This is a genomic window from Sulfitobacter sp. BSw21498, from assembly GCF_006064855.1.
Taxonomy (GTDB): Bacteria; Pseudomonadota; Alphaproteobacteria; order Rhodobacterales; family Rhodobacteraceae; genus Sulfitobacter.
The window spans coordinates 2,320,267-2,337,564 of record NZ_CP040753.1 but is presented as its reverse complement, the minus strand read 5'-3'; the positions used below and the strand labels follow the sequence as shown (position 1 = coordinate 2,337,564).

18 protein-coding genes are annotated in these 17,298 nt (G+C 60.4%); 1 reads left to right on the top strand and 17 read right to left on the bottom strand.

The genetic code is table 11. The annotated features are described in order from the left end of the window. The first annotated feature begins 66 nt into the window (after nt 1-66). Entirely contained in the window at nt 67-942 is an 876-nt protein-coding gene (dapA, locus tag E5180_RS11355; protein ID WP_138924473.1) for a 4-hydroxy-tetrahydrodipicolinate synthase, read from the top strand. A gap of 160 nt (nt 943-1,102) precedes the next feature. Here the strand turns inward: dapA and E5180_RS11350 are convergent, their stop codons facing one another. The 17 genes from E5180_RS11350 to E5180_RS11270 form a co-directional block, all read right to left on the bottom strand. Further along, nucleotides 1,103-1,360 carry a glycine zipper 2TM domain-containing protein gene (locus tag E5180_RS11350; RefSeq protein ID WP_171048944.1) on the bottom strand — a complete coding sequence of 86 codons (258 nt, stop codon included), beginning with the start codon at nt 1,358-1,360 and terminating at the stop codon, nt 1,103-1,105. Between the two features lie 96 nt (nt 1,361-1,456). Continuing rightward, nucleotides 1,457-2,854 (bottom strand): aminotransferase family protein, encoded by a 1,398-nt coding sequence (locus E5180_RS11345; protein ID WP_138924472.1) that lies wholly within the window; start codon nt 2,852-2,854, stop codon nt 1,457-1,459. 270 nt (nt 2,855-3,124) lie between these two features. Then, a complete protein-coding gene (locus tag E5180_RS11340) occupies nt 3,125-5,299 on the bottom strand; it encodes a DEAD/DEAH box helicase (RefSeq protein ID WP_138924471.1) in 2,175 nt (724 codons plus the stop codon). Between the two features lie 164 nt (nt 5,300-5,463). Continuing rightward, nucleotides 5,464-7,032, bottom strand: coding sequence for a gamma-glutamyltransferase (locus E5180_RS11335; RefSeq protein ID WP_138924470.1), 1,569 nt, complete (start codon nt 7,030-7,032; stop codon nt 5,464-5,466). A gap of 85 nt (nt 7,033-7,117) precedes the next feature. Further along, nucleotides 7,118-7,738: a CHAP domain-containing protein gene (locus tag E5180_RS11330; RefSeq protein WP_093731520.1), complete on the bottom strand. Its 621-nt coding sequence runs from the start codon at nt 7,736-7,738 to the stop codon at nt 7,118-7,120. A 132-nt stretch (nt 7,739-7,870) separates the two neighbouring features. Beyond that, on the bottom strand, nt 7,871-8,500 hold the full coding sequence (gene ureG, locus E5180_RS11325) for an urease accessory protein UreG (protein ID WP_138924469.1): 630 nt from the start codon (nt 8,498-8,500) through the stop codon (nt 7,871-7,873). Then, the gene (locus tag E5180_RS11320) at nt 8,497-9,132 is read right to left on the bottom strand and encodes an urease accessory protein UreF (RefSeq protein WP_138924468.1); all 636 of its coding nucleotides are present in this window, start codon (nt 9,130-9,132) and stop codon (nt 8,497-8,499) included. The genes ureG and E5180_RS11320 overlap by 4 nt, the downstream gene beginning before the upstream one ends. A 12-nt stretch (nt 9,133-9,144) precedes the next feature. After that, nucleotides 9,145-9,597 (bottom strand): urease accessory protein UreE, encoded by a 453-nt coding sequence (locus E5180_RS11315; RefSeq protein ID WP_138924467.1) that lies wholly within the window; start codon nt 9,595-9,597, stop codon nt 9,145-9,147. Nucleotides 9,598-9,606: 9 nt separating this feature from the next. Beyond that, the gene (ureC, locus tag E5180_RS11310) at nt 9,607-11,316 is read right to left on the bottom strand and encodes an urease subunit alpha (RefSeq protein WP_138924466.1); all 1,710 of its coding nucleotides are present in this window, start codon (nt 11,314-11,316) and stop codon (nt 9,607-9,609) included. Nucleotides 11,317-11,340: 24 nt separating this feature from the next. Next, nucleotides 11,341-11,646 carry an urease subunit beta gene (locus E5180_RS11305; protein ID WP_138924465.1) on the bottom strand — a complete coding sequence of 102 codons (306 nt, stop codon included), beginning with the start codon at nt 11,644-11,646 and terminating at the stop codon, nt 11,341-11,343. Continuing rightward, a complete protein-coding gene (locus E5180_RS11300) occupies nt 11,643-11,828 on the bottom strand; it encodes a DUF6732 family protein (protein ID WP_138924464.1) in 186 nt (61 codons plus the stop codon). The genes E5180_RS11305 and E5180_RS11300 overlap by 4 nt, the downstream gene beginning before the upstream one ends. Before the next feature lie 27 nt (nt 11,829-11,855). Continuing rightward, a complete protein-coding gene (locus E5180_RS11295; protein WP_005851167.1) occupies nt 11,856-12,158 on the bottom strand; it encodes an urease subunit gamma in 303 nt (100 codons plus the stop codon). Nucleotide 12,159: 1 nt separating this feature from the next. Further along, the gene (locus tag E5180_RS11290) at nt 12,160-13,032 is read right to left on the bottom strand and encodes an urease accessory protein UreD (protein ID WP_138924463.1); all 873 of its coding nucleotides are present in this window, start codon (nt 13,030-13,032) and stop codon (nt 12,160-12,162) included. A gap of 154 nt (nt 13,033-13,186) precedes the next feature. Next, nucleotides 13,187-14,500, bottom strand: a complete 1,314-nt coding sequence (locus tag E5180_RS11285; RefSeq protein ID WP_138924462.1) for a TRAP transporter large permease — start codon at nt 14,498-14,500, stop codon at nt 13,187-13,189. Next, complete coding sequence (locus E5180_RS11280; protein WP_138924461.1) at nt 14,497-15,063, bottom strand: TRAP transporter small permease subunit; 567 nt, start codon at nt 15,061-15,063, stop codon at nt 14,497-14,499. The genes E5180_RS11285 and E5180_RS11280 overlap by 4 nt, the downstream gene beginning before the upstream one ends. A 112-nt stretch (nt 15,064-15,175) precedes the next feature. Next, nucleotides 15,176-16,213, bottom strand: a complete 1,038-nt coding sequence (locus E5180_RS11275; RefSeq protein ID WP_138924460.1) for a TRAP transporter substrate-binding protein — start codon at nt 16,211-16,213, stop codon at nt 15,176-15,178. 194 nt (nt 16,214-16,407) lie between these two features. Next, the gene (locus E5180_RS11270) at nt 16,408-17,259 is read right to left on the bottom strand and encodes a helix-turn-helix domain-containing protein (protein WP_138924459.1); all 852 of its coding nucleotides are present in this window, start codon (nt 17,257-17,259) and stop codon (nt 16,408-16,410) included. Nucleotides 17,260-17,298: the final 39 nt, after the last annotated feature.

Genomic DNA, 17,298 nt, shown 5'->3' with positions numbered 1-17,298 from the left:
TCAACTCACCTTGCCGCTATCAGCAAATGGGCGCTTGCCCAGCAACGCAAGAATAGGAGCGTGCATATGCTACAAGGTTCACTACCTGCACTCGTCACGCCGTTCACGGACGGCGCGCTGGATCTGGACACGCTCAAGAAGCTGGTTGAGTGGCACATCGCCGAAGGATCGAACGGGCTGGTGCCTGTCGGAACCACAGGTGAATCGCCCACCCTGACCCATGCCGAGCATGAAACTGTCGTCGCAGAAGTTGTCAAAGCCGCCGCAGGGCGTATCCCTGTCGTTGCAGGTGCCGGTTCGAACAATACCACCGAGAGCATCCGTCTGGCCAAGCACGCTGAAAGCGTTGGCGCGGATGCGGTTCTGGTTGTCACACCCTATTACAACAAGCCGACCCAAGCCGGACTGATTGCGCATTTCACCGCGATCCACGAAGCCTGCGGTCTGCCGATCATCATCTACAACATCCCCGGCCGGTCAGTCGTTGATATGCTGCCCGAAACCATGGCCGAGCTTTCCAAGCTGCCGCGCATCATCGGTGTCAAGGATGCCACCGGCGATCTGGCGCGGGTCTGTGACCAGCGGATGCTGTGCGGGCCGGATTTTGTCCAGCTCTCGGGCGAGGACGCCACGGCGCACGGGTTCAACGCCCAAGGCGGCGTCGGCTGTATCTCGGTCACAGCGAATGTGGCACCCAAACTGCTGAGCCAGATGCAGGCGTTCTGCCTTGCGGGGGATTATGCGTCGGCGCTGAAAATTCAAGACCAGCTGATGCCATTGCACACCGCGATCTTTACAGAGCCGGGGCTGGTCGGCGTGAAATACGCCATGGCACGTCTTGGCTTGTGCTCGGACGAGGTCCGCTTGCCATTGGTACCGCTGACGGATGCGACCAAAGCGCTGGTGGATCGCGGACTAAAGCATGCTGGCCTTATCGACTAGAGCACGTGACATTTTAAGACATGACCCAAGACGGGGCGGCATCGAGCCGCCCTTTTTTATTGGGCGTTAGCGTTCTGCATTCCGCCTGCGAGACATAAAAAAGGCCCCGGCAAATTGCCGAGGCCTAATTTGAATATCTGCCTTCGGGAGCAGAAAAGGCTTATGGGCAAGCAGCCGTGTAACGCTGACCTGCAGAGTTCTGATACACACACTGGCCGTTTTTGCCGCGACCAAGGTATGCACCTGCAGCAGCACCAGCGAGGCCACCGATAATGGCGCCTTTGGTTTTGTCATCTCCGCCGGAAACGGAAGCACCCAGTGCAGCACCAGCGGCAGCGCCGGTGATAGAAGTTTGGGTCTGCGTTTCGCACGCGGCGAGTGCGCCAACCATAGGCAGGACCAAAAGTAGCTTTTTCATATTATACTCCATACTAGCTTCGGTACTTAACGTCATGGAACGGGTATGGTTCCAGCAAGAATAAATTAATCGGCGACAAAGTGCCTAGGCAGTTGATTATTTGCTGCCAAACACACGTCCCATTGCCCCATCCACTGCCGCAATGATCTGATCGATGTCGTCTTTTTGCGCGATCAACGCAGGGCTGAAGCAAAGGGTGTTGTTCTTGCCGGGTACCGACCGGTTGGTCGCCCCAATAATCACACCTTGGGCCATACAATCGGCCACCACGGCCTGTATCTGCGCTTCGACCACTGGCACGCGGGTGCTGCGGTCCTGCACCAGCTCTGCACCAAGGAACAGACCCTTGCCGCGCACCTGCCCGATGGCATCGTATTTGTCCGACAGCTCTTCGAGCTCTTCGAGCATATATTGCCCCATGTCGCAGGTGTTTTGCAGCAGGTTTTCGCGCTCTATGATGGCCATGTTTTCAATCGCGGCGGTGGGGCCTGCGGTACAGCCGCCAAACGTCGAGATGTCGCGGAAATAGTTCATCGGATCGCTGGCGTCGTCCTTGAACAGGTTGAATACCTCCTCGGTTGTCACAAGGCAGGCGATTGCCGCATAGCCCGACGCGACGCCTTTGGCCATTGTGACCATATCCGGCTGGACGCCAAAGTGCTGATAGCCGAACCATTCGCCGGTACGCCCGATACCACAGACGACTTCGTCGATGTGCAGCAGAACGTCATATTTGCGGCAGATTTCCTGCACGCGTTCCCAATAGCCGTCCGGAGGCGTGATAACACCGCCGCCCGCTGTAACGGGTTCAAGGCAGAGCCCGCCCACGGTATCGGGGCCTTCGGCAAGGATGATTTTCTCGATCTGGTCGGCTGCCCAAATGCCGTAGTTATCCTCGGGGGCGCCATCCTGTTCAAACTTGCGATACTCAAGACAATGGGGCACGCGGACGAAGCCGTCGGTAAACGGGCCGTATTGCGCGTTCCGTTCGTCCTGACCGCCTGCAGACAGGCAAGCGATGGTCGTGCCGTGGTAATCACGGTCGCGATAGAGAATCTTGTGCTTCTTGCCGCCATAGCGTTTGTGGGCGATCTGGCGGATCATCTTAAAGGCTTTCTCGTTCGCCTCAGAGCCGGAGTTGCAGTAGTAGAGACGGCTCATGCCCGGCATCTTAGCGATCAGCTTTTCCGCAAAGATCGACCCCGGAATGGACCCGGCAGAGCCCGCGAAATAGTTCAGCTTGATCAGCTGGTCGCGTACCGCATTGGCGATGCTTTCGCGGCCATAGCCGACGTTGACCGTCCAGACGCCACCGGACACAGCGTCCAGATGCTCTTTGCCCTTTTGATCCCAGACACGCATGCCCTTGCCTTCAACGATGATGCGCGGGTCGGTGGTTTCATAGGCTTTATGCTGGCTGAGGTGATGCCAGATGTGCGCGCGATCTGCCTCGACCACACGGGAGATATCGTTTTCGCTAAATGTACCATCCATGTGCGTGACCTTTCCGAGGTTGGGATTGGGACGGGTGGCAAAGCACCCTGTTTCTAACGGCCCGTGCGCAGGCGTCCTGCGCCTGTTTCGGTCCCTATGCAGTGATTGTTAGGAGCAACGTCCCCCTCTGAAAAGCAAAAACCTGCCCCGCAGGGGAGCTTTGGGGGGGTGACGCACGCAAAAGGGGCTGGAATTGATTAAAATTCCAGCCCCTAAGCATTTGATTGATCTATATTTCCCCGGTTCTAAGCGTGGCGTGCGCTTATGCGCTTATTTCGGGCGAAAGCTCGACTTGCCGCGCTTGGGGGATGCGTCGCCACCGGCGGGTTTGCCCGCAGGCTTTCCACCCTTGGGCTTGGCACCCACTTTGCCCGGAGGGACAAAGCGTTTCGACGGGTCAGCGGCACGCGCCTTGAACGGCTTGTCGCCCGCAGGTTTGCTGTCGCCAGCCGCGCGATCCGCCGGCTTGTCTTTTTTCCAGACAGCTTTGGCCTTGGGCTTGTCAAAGCTGTCGGGTTTGCCCGCAGACTTTGGTTTCGGTGCGGCACCGGGCTTCATTGGTGTCCGTTCGGTCTTGTGCGACTTGGGCGGGCGTTCACCTTTGGGGGCCTTTGGCTTGTCAAACTTGGGCTTGTCGCCGCGCGGTTTGTCGAACCCTTTGTCGGGGCGTGGCCCGCGTGGCTTGTCATAAGAGACCGAGGCCTCTTCGGTGCCCGCCGCACGCGGTTTGCGCGGTGCGCTTGGCGCGTCGGGATCGAAAGGTGCACGGTCCGGACGCGGGCCGCGATCCGGGCGCGCGTTGTCATCAAAGCGGGAACCGCCACGCTGGGGTTTCGGGCCGCGGCCGCCGGGCTTGGGCCCGCGGGACAGATCAGGAGCCTTGTCGAGCTTTGTCACAACAGCGCCGTCTTCGACTTTCATGTCGGAGCCAAGTGCGTTGGTGAATTTATCGGCTGACGTCGCGAGGATTTCGACAAAGGTATGGCTTGGCTGCACACGGATCGCGCCCACGTCATCCTTGGTCAGATCGCCCATGCGGCAGATCATCGGCAAGATCGTACGCGGTTCGGCTTCGTCGTTGCGCCCGATCGAGATCGAGAACCAGACCGACGGGCCAAAGTCGCCACGGGGGCGTTCATCGGCGGGGGTGCCGGGCTCTGCCAATTGCTCGGGCGCGGACTGGCGCGCACGATAAAGGTTCACAAAAGCGGTCGCGAGTTGCTCGGGGCTGAACTGCTCCACGAGGTTCGCAACAAAGCCCGTTGCATCATCGGGGATCGGGTTCGACCAAGCGGAGTCGGCCAGCAAGCGCTTTTCGTCTTCGGCGTTCACGTCTTCGGCGGAGGGCGGGTTGGCCCATTCGACTTTCAGCTTGGCACCACCAATCAGGCGGTTGGCTTTGCTGCGCAGCTTGGCAGGGACGATCAGTGCGGACACACCTTTGCGACCCGCACGGCCGGTACGGCCCGACCGGTGCAGCAATGTGTCAGAGTTTGACGGCAGATCAGCATGCACAACCAGTTCAAGGTTGGGCAAGTCGATGCCACGTGCGGCCACATCTGTCGCGATACAAACGCGGGCCCGTCCGTCGCGCAGCGCTTGCAGCGCGTTGGTCCGTTCAGACTGCGACAGCTCGCCCGACAGCGCCACGACCGAAAAACCGCGGTTGGTAAAGCGGGTGGTCAGGCGCGCAACGGCGGCGCGGGTGTTGCAGAATACGATGGCGTTCTTTGCCTCGTAGTACCGCAGCACGTTGATGATGGCGTTTTCGGTATCACGCGGGTGCACGTTCAGCGCACGGTATTCGATATCGGAGTGCTGCTTTTGCTCGCCAACGGTTTCAACGCGCTGTGCGTTACGCTGGTAAGATTTCGCCAGCTTAGCAATCGCCGCGGGGACGGTGGCCGAGAACAACAGGGTGCGGCGCTCTTCCGGTGCTTCCGAGAGGATGTATTCCAGTTCCTCGCGGAAACCCAGATCCAGCATCTCGTCTGCTTCGTCCAGCACCACGGCGCGGATGTCGGACAGGTTGATGTTGTTGCGTTTGATGTGGTCGCACAGGCGGCCCGGTGTGGCGACGACGATATGCGCGCCACGGTCCAGTGCACGGCGTTCGGTGCGTGTGTCCATACCGCCAACGCAGGTGGTCACAACGGCACCGGCCTTGCCATAAAGCCATGTCAGTTCGCGGCTGACCTGCATGGCCAGTTCGCGTGTCGGTGCGATAACAAGCGCCAACGGCGCGCCCGCGTGGCCGAATTTTTCAGCGTCACCCAAAAGGGTTGGCGCGATGGCCAGGCCAAAGGCGACTGTTTTGCCCGACCCGGTTTGGGCCGATACCAAAAGGTCGGCTTCGACCAGATCGGGATTGGTGACCGCCTCTTGGACGGGAGTTAGCGAATCATAGCCTTGGGTGGCAAGCGCGTCTGCGATGGTTTGGATCAAGGGATTGTCCTGTCTGAGAAAATGTCGCGCTACAAATACGCGCGTCGCGGCAAAAGCGGATACGCCAGCCACGTGTTGCGCCCGTCCCTAGTCGGTTATGACGCGAATGTACATCTCTTTGTCAGGCGCACAGGTCAGAGCGGCTATGCTCCGCCGCCTTTCTTTCAGGCGCTGATCGCATCCCCCCACGCCGACATCACCTCTGTCGCGCCGGTGTTTTCATCACCCTTTCGGCCGACAGCAGAGGGGCAGGCGAAGTGATAGGGGAAGATCGTGCGCGGTGCAGTCACGACGTTTTCCAGCGTCTCTTTCAACGTCGCGATCACCTGAGGCGGGAGCGCCTGATCCGCGATGGTGATGTCGGCAAGGCTCATATCCGTGCGCGGTGCGTGAAAGGCGGTTTCCAGATCCATCCCGTAATCGAGCAGGAGCGAAGTCAGCTCGACCACCGCGGGCATGATCTTGCGCCCGCCCGATGCGCCAAGCGCGAATTGCGATCCATCAGCGCGGTGCAGCAGGGTGGGGCACATATTGGCAAGGCAACGCTTGTTTGGCCCGAGCGAGTTAGGCTTGCCCTGTTCGGGGTCGAACCACATGATACCGTTGTTCATCAGGATGCCGGATTGCGGCAGCATCATCCGCGAGCCAAAGATCGACAGCAGCGTTTGCGTGACGGCGACCATATTGCCTGCTTCGTCCACGACGCTAAAGTGTGTTGTGCAGGACGGATCAGGTTCATGTTCGGTATCGCCCATCGTGTCATAACGTTCCTGATTGGCCTGCCGGATGGCGCGGTCATAGGCGATGAACGCATCGGCGTCGGGGGTGTCAGTGCCGGGCTGCCAAGCCGTCATAAGATCAAGTGCGCGGCGCATGGTGGGGCCTGCGGTCAGCGTCGGCGTGGCGATCACCTCGTGGTCGCGGTAGGCATAGTGCATCGCATCGACCAGTGTCGCCTGATATTGCGCCAGATCCTCGGCCGCATGGTGTCCGCCCGCCGCTTCCAAATCCGCGACAATCGACTGCGCCAGCGGCCCTTCGTAAAATGCACGCGGCCCGTCTGTCGCCACGGTGCGCAGCGATGCCGCAAGACGGCTCAGGTCGCATGTCGTCTCGCCCAAGGCGGTCCACCCCGAGGATTTCGGAAAACCGTCTTCATCAAGGAACGTCTCAGCCGAGGCAGGGAAGGGGGCGAGGTCTTTGGCCGAGCCGCCCAGGATCAGTTGCGTGTACCAATCGACGGGCAGCCCCGCATCGGCAAGCTTGATCGCAGGGGAGAGCAGATCGGCCCAAGGTTTCGTGGCAAAGTGTTCATGCGCCAGCCCCATGCCCGCGACCTGACCGGGAATGGCAATCGCCTTGGCCCCGAAAACGTTGCGGTCGTCCAGCACGGAAGACCACGGAAACAGATCGCTCGCCTTGCCACCGACGATTGGATAGTCGGCAACATCCAGCCCGATGGGGGATTTCATTCCGAACTCAATGACTTTGGCTGTCTTCTCGCCGGCCATACGCACGACCATAAAGCCGCCGCCACCCATTCCGCTCATCCACGGCTCAGCCGCCCCAAGCGCAAAGGAGGTGGCAATGGCGGCATCCACCGCATTGCCGCCCTGCGCCATGACATCCGCCCCGACCTGAGCCGCCACACGGCTTTGCGACGCGACGATGCCTTTGCGGCTGCGGGTCGCGGGTTTGGTGATCTGCCAAGAGGCGTTTTGCTGCTGGGTCATTGGGGGCATCCTGTTATCTAGGTGTGCCTACCCAACGCCAGTGTCAGCAGATTTGCAACCATGAGGAGCGTTGCCGCCCCGCTGATTAGTTGCTTTGTGTCGGTGTCGCTGAAAATGCAAACACGGGGGCCTGGGCCATCTCGTTGGACGGGCCCTTTTTCGTGTTGGGGTAGATAAACCCGTTGATCGGATAAACGCTGCCGAATGATCCAGCCTGGCTTTCCAACCGCACATCAGACCAGTCGTTGCGGGGCGACACGTCTTTGACGGTCATGGCCAGCGAGATCTTGTTGCGCTTCCAGTTGGCGTGATCAACCTTGATCTCGCGGGGGGAAACAACTTCGGAGACCACGGCGACATGGCCCATCGGGTTCCGGCGGGTGCCTTTGAACGCCATCACTGCGCCGACAGCGGGTTTTGTGCCGCGCTCGTAAAGGCCGTTGGCTTTGGCCCACCAAGTGTTGGCGTTGCCGCGGATTTGGACACCGCTGGCGTTGCGCGCGAAGGGTACGCACCAAACGCGCTGGCCTTTGGATTGCAGAACGCGAACTTCGCGGATCGCCATGGCGTGTAGGTCGGGGTTGATGCCCGCTTGGCTGATGGTTTGAACCTCAACCGGGCCGCGGGCACAGGCCGCTGTCAGCAGCAGGGCTGCGGACAGAATTGAAATACCGATTTTCGACGTCCACTGGCGTTTCACGCTCATTTATCTGTCCTGCTGCTCGTTTCACTCACCTTACTGTCCCAGTAAAGTCCGGCAGACATTCCGCGATTCTTGCCGAAAAACATAGTGCCGGGATTTTTTTGGGCAAAATTCCGCCACTATTATTGCAAATTGTTAATTTTCGGGAACCGGGCGGAGGCCACCAATCTTAACAATCAGGTCCAGCAGCGCTGCCACGCCCTTATCGTGTTTCATCTCTGCAAAGAGATAGGGCAGATCGCCGCGCATCCGTTTTGCATCACGATCCATCACCTCGAGCGACGCCCCCACATGCGGCGCGAGGTCTGTTTTATTGATGATCAGGATGTCTGACTTTGTAATCGCCGGCCCGCCTTTGCGCGGGATCTCTTCGCCTGCGGCTACATCGATCACGTAAAGCGTCACATCTGCCAGCTCGGGGCTGAAGGTCGCAGACAGGTTATCGCCGCCGGATTCGATCAGCACACAGTCCAGATCGGGATGGCGATCACGCATCCGCGCGATGGCGGCAAGATTGATCGAGGCATCTTCGCGAATGGCAGTATGTGGGCAGCCGCCGGTTTCGACACCGATGATCCGGTCTTGCGGCAGGACTTGAAGCCGCATGAGCGCTTCGGCGTCTTCTTGGGTGTAGATGTCGTTTGTGATGACGCCGATTGACCAATGGTCGCGCATGGCGCGGCACAGCGCGGCGGTCGTCGTGGTCTTGCCCGCGCCAACGGGGCCACCAATTCCAATGCGAAGCGGTCCATGGGGAGAGGTCATGTCTGGAACATCCTAGAGTAAAGCGTTTCATGTTGCATCGATGCGATATCAGCCAGAAAACAGGCGCTGCCGATATCGTCGACGGTTTGTGACAGGGCCAGCGTCACCGTTTGGTAGCACAAAGGGGCGAGCGCGGTGATGACCCGCTGCCCGTCCGTTTGGCCCAAAGGCACCGCACGGATCGCGGCCGAGACCAGCGCGCTGACAAAGGCATGCAGGAACAGGTTCGCGCCTTGCTCTACGGGCAAGCCCTGTGCTGTGCAGGCCGCACCAAAGGCAATGGGTAGGGTCAGGTCGGGCAAGTCATGCCCCCAGACGTCATTAACCACCCGTACGAAAGCCGCGCCCTGCTGGGTCATCTCGGTCAGTCGTTCCGACGATGGTGCCAGCGCGCGCGCCAGCGCATCCACCTCGTGCACCCCGTCGCCCGCAAAGCCAGCGTTCAGCAGGATCGCATCGGTCCGGCCTGCACCGTGGGCGATAATATCCGACAGCCAAGCCTGAAGGCTGGCCGCATCGTGAATGGTACCGTCCTGCACCGCCATCTCAAGCCCGTGGCTATAGCTGAATGCGCCGATGGGAAAGCTGGGGGACAACCATTGGGCCAATGTGATCAGCGCTTGGGTCTGCATCGTCAAAGCGGCCTAATGCGCGTGGCTGTGGGTGCGCCCGTGGCCATAGGCACCGCCTTCGGGAATGAACGGTTCGGACACATCGCGCAGCGTCGCGCCGAGCTTGGTCAGCATGTCGCGGATCACGTGGTCGTTCTGGATCAACAGCCGACCCGGTTCAAGCTGGCAGGGGCAGTGCCGGTTGCCGATATGCCACGCCAGACGCACCAGATCGGCGCCGGTGATCTCGAGCAGGGCTTCGCGTGCGGCGATGACTTCGATGATCTTGCCGCCTTCGAGTTCGAACGCATCCCCGTGGTTCAGTGATTCCGTATGCGCCAGATCCACCAGAAAGCCGCGATTGTGACTGGTGAGCAACCGCTTGCGGCGTAAAAAACGGTCGTCGTAGGTCAACACGCAGCTGTCATCCGCGTGGTCCCACTGGCCGTGGCGTTTGATCATATGGGCGGGGGGGAGATCGGTCATCTTGGGGCCTCAGAACATGAAATAGCGTTGCGCCATGGGGACGGTTTCAGCGGGCGCGCAGGTTAGCAGCTCGCCATCTGCGCGGACTTCGTAGGTTTCGGGGTTTACCTCTACCTTGGGGGTGGCCGAGTTATGGATCAGATCGGATTTGCCGATGTTGCGGGTGTTTTGCACCGCGATGGTCTGTTTGCGCAGGCCAAGTCTGTCGCGCAGTCCGCCCGATTGCGCGGCTTCCGAGATAAAGGTCACGGCGCAATGTTGAAGCGCGCTGCCATAAGCCCCGAACATCGGGCGGGTATAGACTGGTTGCGGCGTGGGGATCGACGCATTCGGGTCGCCCATCTGGGCCACGACGATCATGCCCGACATCAACACCATCTCAGGCTTCACTCCAAAGAAGGCGGGATTCCACAGCACCAGATCGGCCTTTTTGCCGACCTCTATCGAGCCGACCTCGCGGCTGACACCATGGGCGATTGCCGGATTGATCGTGTATTTCGCGATATATCGTTTGACGCGGAAATTGTCGTTGTCGCCGGTTTCTTGCGGCAAGCGCCCGCGCTGCTTGCGCATCTTGTCGGCGGTTTGCCACGTGCGGATCAGCACCTCGCCCACACGTCCCATGGCCTGACTGTCGCTAGCGATGATCGAGAACGCGCCGATGTCATGCAGGATATCCTCGGCGGCAATCGTCTCGCGTCTAATCCGGCTTTCGGCAAAGGCGACGTCTTCGGGGATGGATTTATCGAGGTGGTGACAGACCATCAGCATGTCCAGATGCTCTTCGAGCGTGTTCACCGTAAACGGGCGCGTGGGGTTGGTCGATGACGGCAGCACGTGTTCTTCGCCGCAAATCTTGATGATGTCGGGGGCGTGGCCGCCGCCTGCGCCCTCGGTATGGAAGGCATGGATCGTCCGGCCCTTAATCGCGCCGAGCGTATGTTCGACAAAGCCGGATTCATTCAACGTATCGGTGTGGATCATCACCTGCACGTCCATGTCGTCCGCGACCGACAGGCAGCAATCAATCGCGGCGGGGGTGGTGCCCCAATCTTCGTGCAGCTTCAGCGCACAGGCCCCGCCGTTCACCATTTCGATCAGGGCACCGGGCTGGCTTGCGTTGCCCTTGCCCGCGAGGCCGATATTCATCACCACGCCGTCCATCGCCTGCAACATGCGCCCGATATGCCATGGGCCGGGGGTGCAGGTGGTGGCGAGCGTGCCATGCGCAGGACCGGTGCCGCCGCCAAAGCAGGTGGTCACACCGGAATGGAGCGCGTCCTCCATTTGCTGGGGTGCGATAAAGTGGATGTGGCTGTCGAAACCGCCGGCGGTCAGGATGCGCCCTTCGCCGGCGATGATCTCGGTTCCCGGTCCGATGATGATGTCGACGTTGGGCTGGGTGTCGGGGTTGCCCGCCTTGCCAATCGCCGCGATGCGCCCGTCCTTCAGCGCCACATCCGCCTTGTAGATACCGGAGTGGTCGACGATCAGCGCGTTGGTAATCACGGTATCCACCGCACCATTCGCCCGCGTGACCTGCGACTGGCCCATGCCGTCACGGATCACCTTGCCGCCGCCGAACTTCACCTCTTCGCCATAGGTCGTCAGATCGCGTTCGACCTCGATGATCAGATCGGTGTCAGCCAGCCGTAGCCGGTCGCCCGTGGTGGGGCCGTACATCGCTGCATATTCAGAGCGGGGGAGTGTGGTGGTCATCGGTGTCTCTTTCCTCGAAGCGCCTTAGAGCGCGCCCATCACTTCAGCGTTGAACCCGTACACCTTGCGGTCACCGGCAAGCGGGATCAGATGCACCTCTCGGCGTTGACCGGGTTCAAAGCGCACGGCGGTGCCTGCGGCGATGTCCAGACGGTGGCCGCGTGCAGCGGTGCGGTCAAAATCAAGCGCGGGGTTGGTTTCGGCGAAATGATAATGGCTGCCGACCTGCACCGGACGGTCGCCGGTATTGGCGACCATCAGGGTGATGGCCGTGCGATCCGCGTTCAGGGTGATGTCCCCCGCGGCACAGAGCACTTCGCCGGGGATCATTGGCGCGCCTTGCGGGGGGCCTTGGTCCGCCCGCGCAGGGCGACGATCGCGGCGGTGGCGATGACGGCAAGGCCCATAAAGACAGGCATCCATTCAGCACCATGGGGGGCGATGTGCGCACCGGGGTGGGCAAGGGCCGGGCCGGCCAAAAGGGCGGCGGGCAGGATCATCAGATATTTCATAACGGGGGCCTTTCTTGCGAATGGGGTCTAGCGGATGGGGTTGTGCACGGTGACCAGCTTGGTCCCGTCGGGGAAAGTGGCTTCGACCTGCACGTCGTGGATCATCTCGGCGATGCCTTCCATACAGTCGTCGCGGGTGATGACTTGGGCACCGGCCTGCATCATCTCGGCCACGCTGCGGCCATCGCGTGCGCCTTCGACGACGGTATCGGTGATCAGGGCAATCGCTTCGGGGTGGTTCAGCTTGACGCCGCGGGCCAAGCGCTTGCGCGCGACTTCGGCCGCCATGGCGATCAGCAGTTTATCTTTTTCACGGGGGGTCAGCTGCATGTCAAAGCATCCATGTTTTGGGAGGGGCCGCGCCATGCAGGCGGGCGATGACCGGCACCAGCGACTGGCGCAGGATGTAACTGTCAGGCGCGAGGATGCGGGCATAAAGAATGCCCTCGCGGATCAGGCTGGCACCGGCGCTGGCGGGCAGCAGGGCGCGCAGGGGGGCAAGCAGCGCCTCGGCATCGGGGGCGGCATAGATCACGCTGGCCATAGCGCAGTTTCCGCCCGCCGTGGCGGTGCCCGCCAGCTGCGCGTGGATATTGCCAGACAGGCGCACGGCGTCGGCAAAGACAGGACGCCCGTCGCGGCGGATCGTGATGTTATCGGCAAAGCGCGCGTCAGTTAGCGTCTCGCCCATGGACACGCGTCCAAAGACCAGCGGTTCGACGCCAAAGAAACAGGCATCGTCAGCTAAATCTACGTCCAGCTTGCGACGCAGGGCAGAGCCGTTGAACAGGATCGTTTCCTGTGGCAACCAATCGACCCGCGCCCCGCCTTTTGCGACCAGCCGCGTCGTCATCTGTGCCATCGGGCCGGGTTGCGCCAGATAGACACGTTCGGCAGCCTGACTGGTCAGGGTCAGGCGGCTGTCCGCACCGGCAGTGGCGTGGATCGACAGCTCGTCGCCGCCCGTCATCCCGCCAGAGGTGTTGAGGAAAACCCCCGTCAGACCACCCGCCGCCGCCCGCGGAAAGAGCGCCTTGAAGCAGCCCTGCTGGTACAGATCGTCGATCACCGACGTCTCGCCATAGGTCTTGCTGCTGATGCGCAACGCCCCGCGGGCGCGGGGTTGCATCGGCACGGCGAAAGCCTGATCGGTATGGGCGGCGATGTTGATGGGGGGCCTCGTCCAGTTGAAAATAACTCCCATCTGGATAGCGTGATTCCCGTCGGGTGCGATCCGAAACGGGCATTTTTGGCGCAATTTGAGGCTGCTTCGCGACGGATGCCTATAATTTGGGCATATCCCGTCAGTGGCTTTGACCCGCAGCTTGGGCGCGGGTCAAAGCAGTTTTGCGGTCGGCCTACCCGTAGAAGTACTTGGGCAGATAGGTCGCGATCTCGGGGATCAGGATGATCAGCAAGACCCCGATCAGCGTGACGATCACATAGGGCGTCACAGAGGCATAGATGTCGCCCATCGTCACATCCGGCGGGGCCACCCCTTTGAGGTAAAAGAGGTTAAAGCCGAAGGGCGGGGTCATATACCCGACCTCCATCATGATGATGAACAGAATGCCGAACCAGATCGGATCAAAGCCATAGCTCTGCACCACAGGCAGGAACACGGGCAGGGTGATCAACATGATCCCCACCGGATCCAGCACCATGCCAAGGATGAACAGAACCGCGAGCATAAAGATCAGCGACCCCCAACGCCCACCGGGCACAAGGTTCATCATGTCCTGGATCAGGCTTTGTGCCCCAAGCGCCGTATAGGCCGTGCTAAAGGCGTGCGCCGCAAACAGGATCCACATGATCAGCGCCGTCAGCTTAAGCGTCGCAACCGACGCGTCGCGGATCACGACCCACGACAGTTGCCGGTTGATGCCGGTTGCGACCATCGCCCCAAAAACACCGATTGCAGCGGCTTCGGTCGGTGTGGCGAAACCGCCAAAGATGGCACCAAGTACGATAACCACGATCAGGATTGGCAAAATTACCGCTTTGAGAGAGCGGAACTTCTGGCCCCAACTTGCGCGTTCTTCCTTTGGCAGGGCAGGACCGAGTTCGGGCTGCATCCAGCAGCGCCCGCCGATATAGACGGACACGAGGAAAAACAGCAGCAGCCCCGGCCCGATGCCCGCTGCGAACAGCCGACCGACAGACACCTCGGTGAGCAGCGAATAGAGCACCATGAGGATCGAGGGCGGGATCAGGATGCCCCAGCCGCCGCCCGCGTTGATCGCCCCGAGTGCGAGCTTTTTGTCATAGCCCCGTTCCAGCATCTTGGGCAGCGCGATGGTCCCCATTGTCACAACCGCCGCACCCGAGATGCCCGACATGGCGGCAAAGATCACGCAGATCAGCACCGTGCCGATGGCCAGACCGCCACGCAGGCCGCCCCACCATTCGTGCATCATATCGTAAAGGTCATTCGCGACCCCCGATTTCTCGAGCAGGATCGCCATGAAGACAAACAGCGGGATCGCCATAAGGGTGGGTGATTGCATCGTCTCCCACATTTTAGAGGCGAGCAGATAGAACCCTAGATCGCCCATTTCGGCGTACAGGAAGATGACTGAAATCCCCCCAAGGGCAAAGGCAAGCGGCGTGCCGAGCATCACAAACAGCAGCAGCGCGCCAAAGAATAGCATGGTCAGAATTTCGACGCTCATGAGTGGCCTCCAGCGGCTTGGGCGGCTTCGGTGTCACCGGTAGCGGGTTGACCAAAAATTGCGGGATCATTGGGCAGTCCCATCAGGGTGCGCACATCGGCCCAAAGGCGTACGAACCCCTGCAACAGCAGCAGCAGCGCCGCGACGGGGATCAGGGATTTGGTCGGCCACAGCGGGGCCTTCCAGACGGAATTCGACCGCTCCATATCGGCGATGGCTTCTGACGCGATGTCATAGCCCTGCCACAGCAGCACACCGACAAAGATCACGAACAGCGGCCATGTTACGATGTCGACCAGCGCTTTGCGCTTGGGTGAAAACTGGCCATAAATAATATCGACGTTCACGTGACCGCGTTCGGTCAGCAGGTACCCGCCCCCGATGATCGCATAGACTCCAAAGATCAGCGTTGCCAGTTCGGCAGTCCAGATCGCGGGCTGTCCGATCAGATAGCGCATGACCACATCGGCCAAGAGCAGGGCAAAGATAATCAGCACGCAAAAGCTGATCCAATAGCCGATAATGCGGTTCAATTGCGTGATGAAGCGCGCAAGTTTAAACAAAACGTTTCTCCCTCAGGACAAAAACGAGCCGCCAGAAATGCAAAGACATATCAGGCGGCTACAATGATTTTCAGCGCGGCCTTACCGGGGGGTATCCCCCCGGATCAGACGCTTAAAGATAGCCGAGGTCGGTCATCAAGGTTTTGTAGATGTCTGCCGCCTTCGCCGCGCGTTCGCCTTTCTGCGCCTCTGTATCGAGGATCTTGGACGACGCATCCGCAAGGATTGCCAGCACATCGTCGGGCAGTTGCAACACCTCTACGCCATTCTCGGCAACGCCCTCGGAAATCGCGATGGCTTCGGCGTGTTGATATTCGGCCGAGCGTTGGAAGAAACGCGTCTCCATCGTGTCGAGCAGGGCGGTACGCAGATCGTCTTCCAGCCCGTCGACGGCATCCATGTTAAGGATGAAGGCGTCAGTGGTTTGACCAAGCGCGGGTTTGTAGTGGTATTTGCAGACCTCCCACAGGGACATGGATTGCGCCCCCACGGCGGCCCCCCAGTGTGCGCCATCCACAACGCCCGAGCTGAGCGATTGATAAAGCTCGGACCCCGGAATGTATTGCGGTGCGGCACCGGCGGACTGGAGGTAATCCAGCATCGTCCCCGACGACCGCAGCTTGAGTCCTTTGAAGTCTTCGGCGGATTCGATTTTCTTCGAGACGACGATTTCGACGGGCAGTACTTTTTCCGTCTTCATCATCACGCCGTCGGCGTTCAGGTCTTCGTTCACCAGCGCCTCAAGGCCAAGGTTCTTGATCGCGTGTTCCATTTCCCACGCCTGACGGAAGGTGCCGGGGATGCCGAACAGGAAGGACGCGGCCTGCGCCTGATCCTGCACATAGGACGGGCTGACCGTCCCCATGGGCACAACGCCTTTGCGCACGATGTTGTAGATGTCGGGGCCTTTGGCGAATTCACCCGCACCCAGCAAATCCATCTTGAACGCGCCTTCGGTGCGCGCCTCAAGCACTTCTGCCAGTTTACCGAGGCTGTCGTTGAAAGAGCTGGACGCCTTGGGCCAGTGCGCTTGCACGCGCCAGTTTACCTTACCTTGTGCGATACCCTTGCCAACCAGCGCCGGTGTTGCCAGCGCGCCAAGAGCGGCCCCACGCAGCATGGTGCGGCGGTTCATATTGCCTTTAGTCATTAGATTTCCTCCCAGAAACTTTGGTTTCTTTATTCTGCGCAACACGATTTGCGCAGGCTCCCTGACGTCACCTTCACGCATCGTCAGGGGGAGGTCAAACGGCTGTTAGCGATAACGGTTAATAAATCTGACGTTTGTCAGTTTTGGGGCGCGGAATTGCCGACTCTTCAACCTGTGGTGCAGGGAAGCAGTGGTCAGGTTGCGAACTGATGGCGGTATTGCGACGGGGTGACGCCTTGAACGGTACGAAATCGCCGCGAGAAATAGGACGGGTCGGCAAAGCCCAGACGGTAGCCCACCTCGGCCACTGAAAGGCGCGTGAATGCCAACATGCGGCAGGCTTCTTCGACGTGGCGGGCTTCGATATAGGCGGTGGCGGACTGGCCCTTGGCTGCACGGCACAGGCGCGACAGATGTCCTGTGCTGACGCCAATGCTGCCGGCAAAATCCTTGGCCGTCCAGCCCGCGCTGGCCGGATCACTGATCAACTGGTCCAGTCGCGACAGCCGGTCGTCGAGCGGGGCGCTGCCGTCCTTTTGCGTCGTCCCCCATGCCGCGATGCTGGACAGAACCGCTTGCCCTAGCCCCACAGCGATCTGAGCCCGAAACGGGGCGCCGGTCTGGGCGGTCACGGTTTCAAGCTGTGTCATCAGCGCAACCAAGGTGCCGGCCGCCCGCCCGACCGTGGGTTTGGACAGCGCTTTGCCCAGTTCTGCATTTAGCGGCCCTATGCTGTGCAGGATCGCGATGGGAAAGGACTGCACCATGCCTTGGGTGTTGGGGGTAAAGTCGAAGCTATGCACCATGCGTGGTGGAATAAACACGACCGAACCCTGTGTCAGGGCAAAGCGGTCACCCTCGATATTTGCGGTGCCACCGCCCGACAGAATATACAACACCTGCGCGAGCCGAGCGTGGCGATGCGGCGCGATATGCCAAGCGTGATCCGGTGCGCGGTCCTTGATCCGTTCGCAATGCAGCACATCGGGAAACCCTTTCGTTTCACCAAAAAGCGCATAGCTGGGGATCGGGGAAAGCTTTGTCATGCACGAATAGTACCAGCAAATGCAGTCGCGATCCATTTA

What these genes read in the sequence shown, in the direction of transcription:
- dapA (WP_138924473.1), top strand. Translation starts at nt 67, where the DNA reads ATGCTACAAGGTTCACTACCTGCACTCGTCACGCCGTTCACGGACGGC.
- E5180_RS11350 (WP_171048944.1), bottom strand. Translation starts at nt 1,360, where the DNA reads ATGAAAAAGCTACTTTTGGTCCTGCCTATGGTTGGCGCACTCGCCGCG.
- E5180_RS11345 (WP_138924472.1), bottom strand. Translation starts at nt 2,854, where the DNA reads ATGGATGGTACATTTAGCGAAAACGATATCTCCCGTGTGGTCGAGGCA.
- E5180_RS11335 (WP_138924470.1), bottom strand. Translation starts at nt 7,032, where the DNA reads ATGACCCAGCAGCAAAACGCCTCTTGGCAGATCACCAAACCCGCGACC.
- E5180_RS11330 (WP_093731520.1), bottom strand. Translation starts at nt 7,738, where the DNA reads ATGAGCGTGAAACGCCAGTGGACGTCGAAAATCGGTATTTCAATTCTG.
- ureG (WP_138924469.1), bottom strand. Translation starts at nt 8,500, where the DNA reads ATGACCTCTCCCCATGGACCGCTTCGCATTGGAATTGGTGGCCCCGTT.
- E5180_RS11320 (WP_138924468.1), bottom strand. Translation starts at nt 9,132, where the DNA reads ATGCAGACCCAAGCGCTGATCACATTGGCCCAATGGTTGTCCCCCAGC.
- E5180_RS11315 (WP_138924467.1), bottom strand. Translation starts at nt 9,597, where the DNA reads ATGACCGATCTCCCCCCCGCCCATATGATCAAACGCCACGGCCAGTGG.
- ureC (WP_138924466.1), bottom strand. Translation starts at nt 11,316, where the DNA reads ATGACCACCACACTCCCCCGCTCTGAATATGCAGCGATGTACGGCCCC.
- E5180_RS11305 (WP_138924465.1), bottom strand. Translation starts at nt 11,646, where the DNA reads ATGATCCCCGGCGAAGTGCTCTGTGCCGCGGGGGACATCACCCTGAAC.
- E5180_RS11300 (WP_138924464.1), bottom strand. Translation starts at nt 11,828, where the DNA reads ATGAAATATCTGATGATCCTGCCCGCCGCCCTTTTGGCCGGCCCGGCC.
- E5180_RS11295 (WP_005851167.1), bottom strand. Translation starts at nt 12,158, where the DNA reads ATGCAGCTGACCCCCCGTGAAAAAGATAAACTGCTGATCGCCATGGCG.
- E5180_RS11290 (WP_138924463.1), bottom strand. Translation starts at nt 13,032, where the DNA reads ATGGGAGTTATTTTCAACTGGACGAGGCCCCCCATCAACATCGCCGCC.
- E5180_RS11285 (WP_138924462.1), bottom strand. Translation starts at nt 14,500, where the DNA reads ATGAGCGTCGAAATTCTGACCATGCTATTCTTTGGCGCGCTGCTGCTG.
- E5180_RS11275 (WP_138924460.1), bottom strand. Translation starts at nt 16,213, where the DNA reads ATGACTAAAGGCAATATGAACCGCCGCACCATGCTGCGTGGGGCCGCT.
- E5180_RS11270 (WP_138924459.1), bottom strand. Translation starts at nt 17,259, where the DNA reads ATGACAAAGCTTTCCCCGATCCCCAGCTATGCGCTTTTTGGTGAAACG.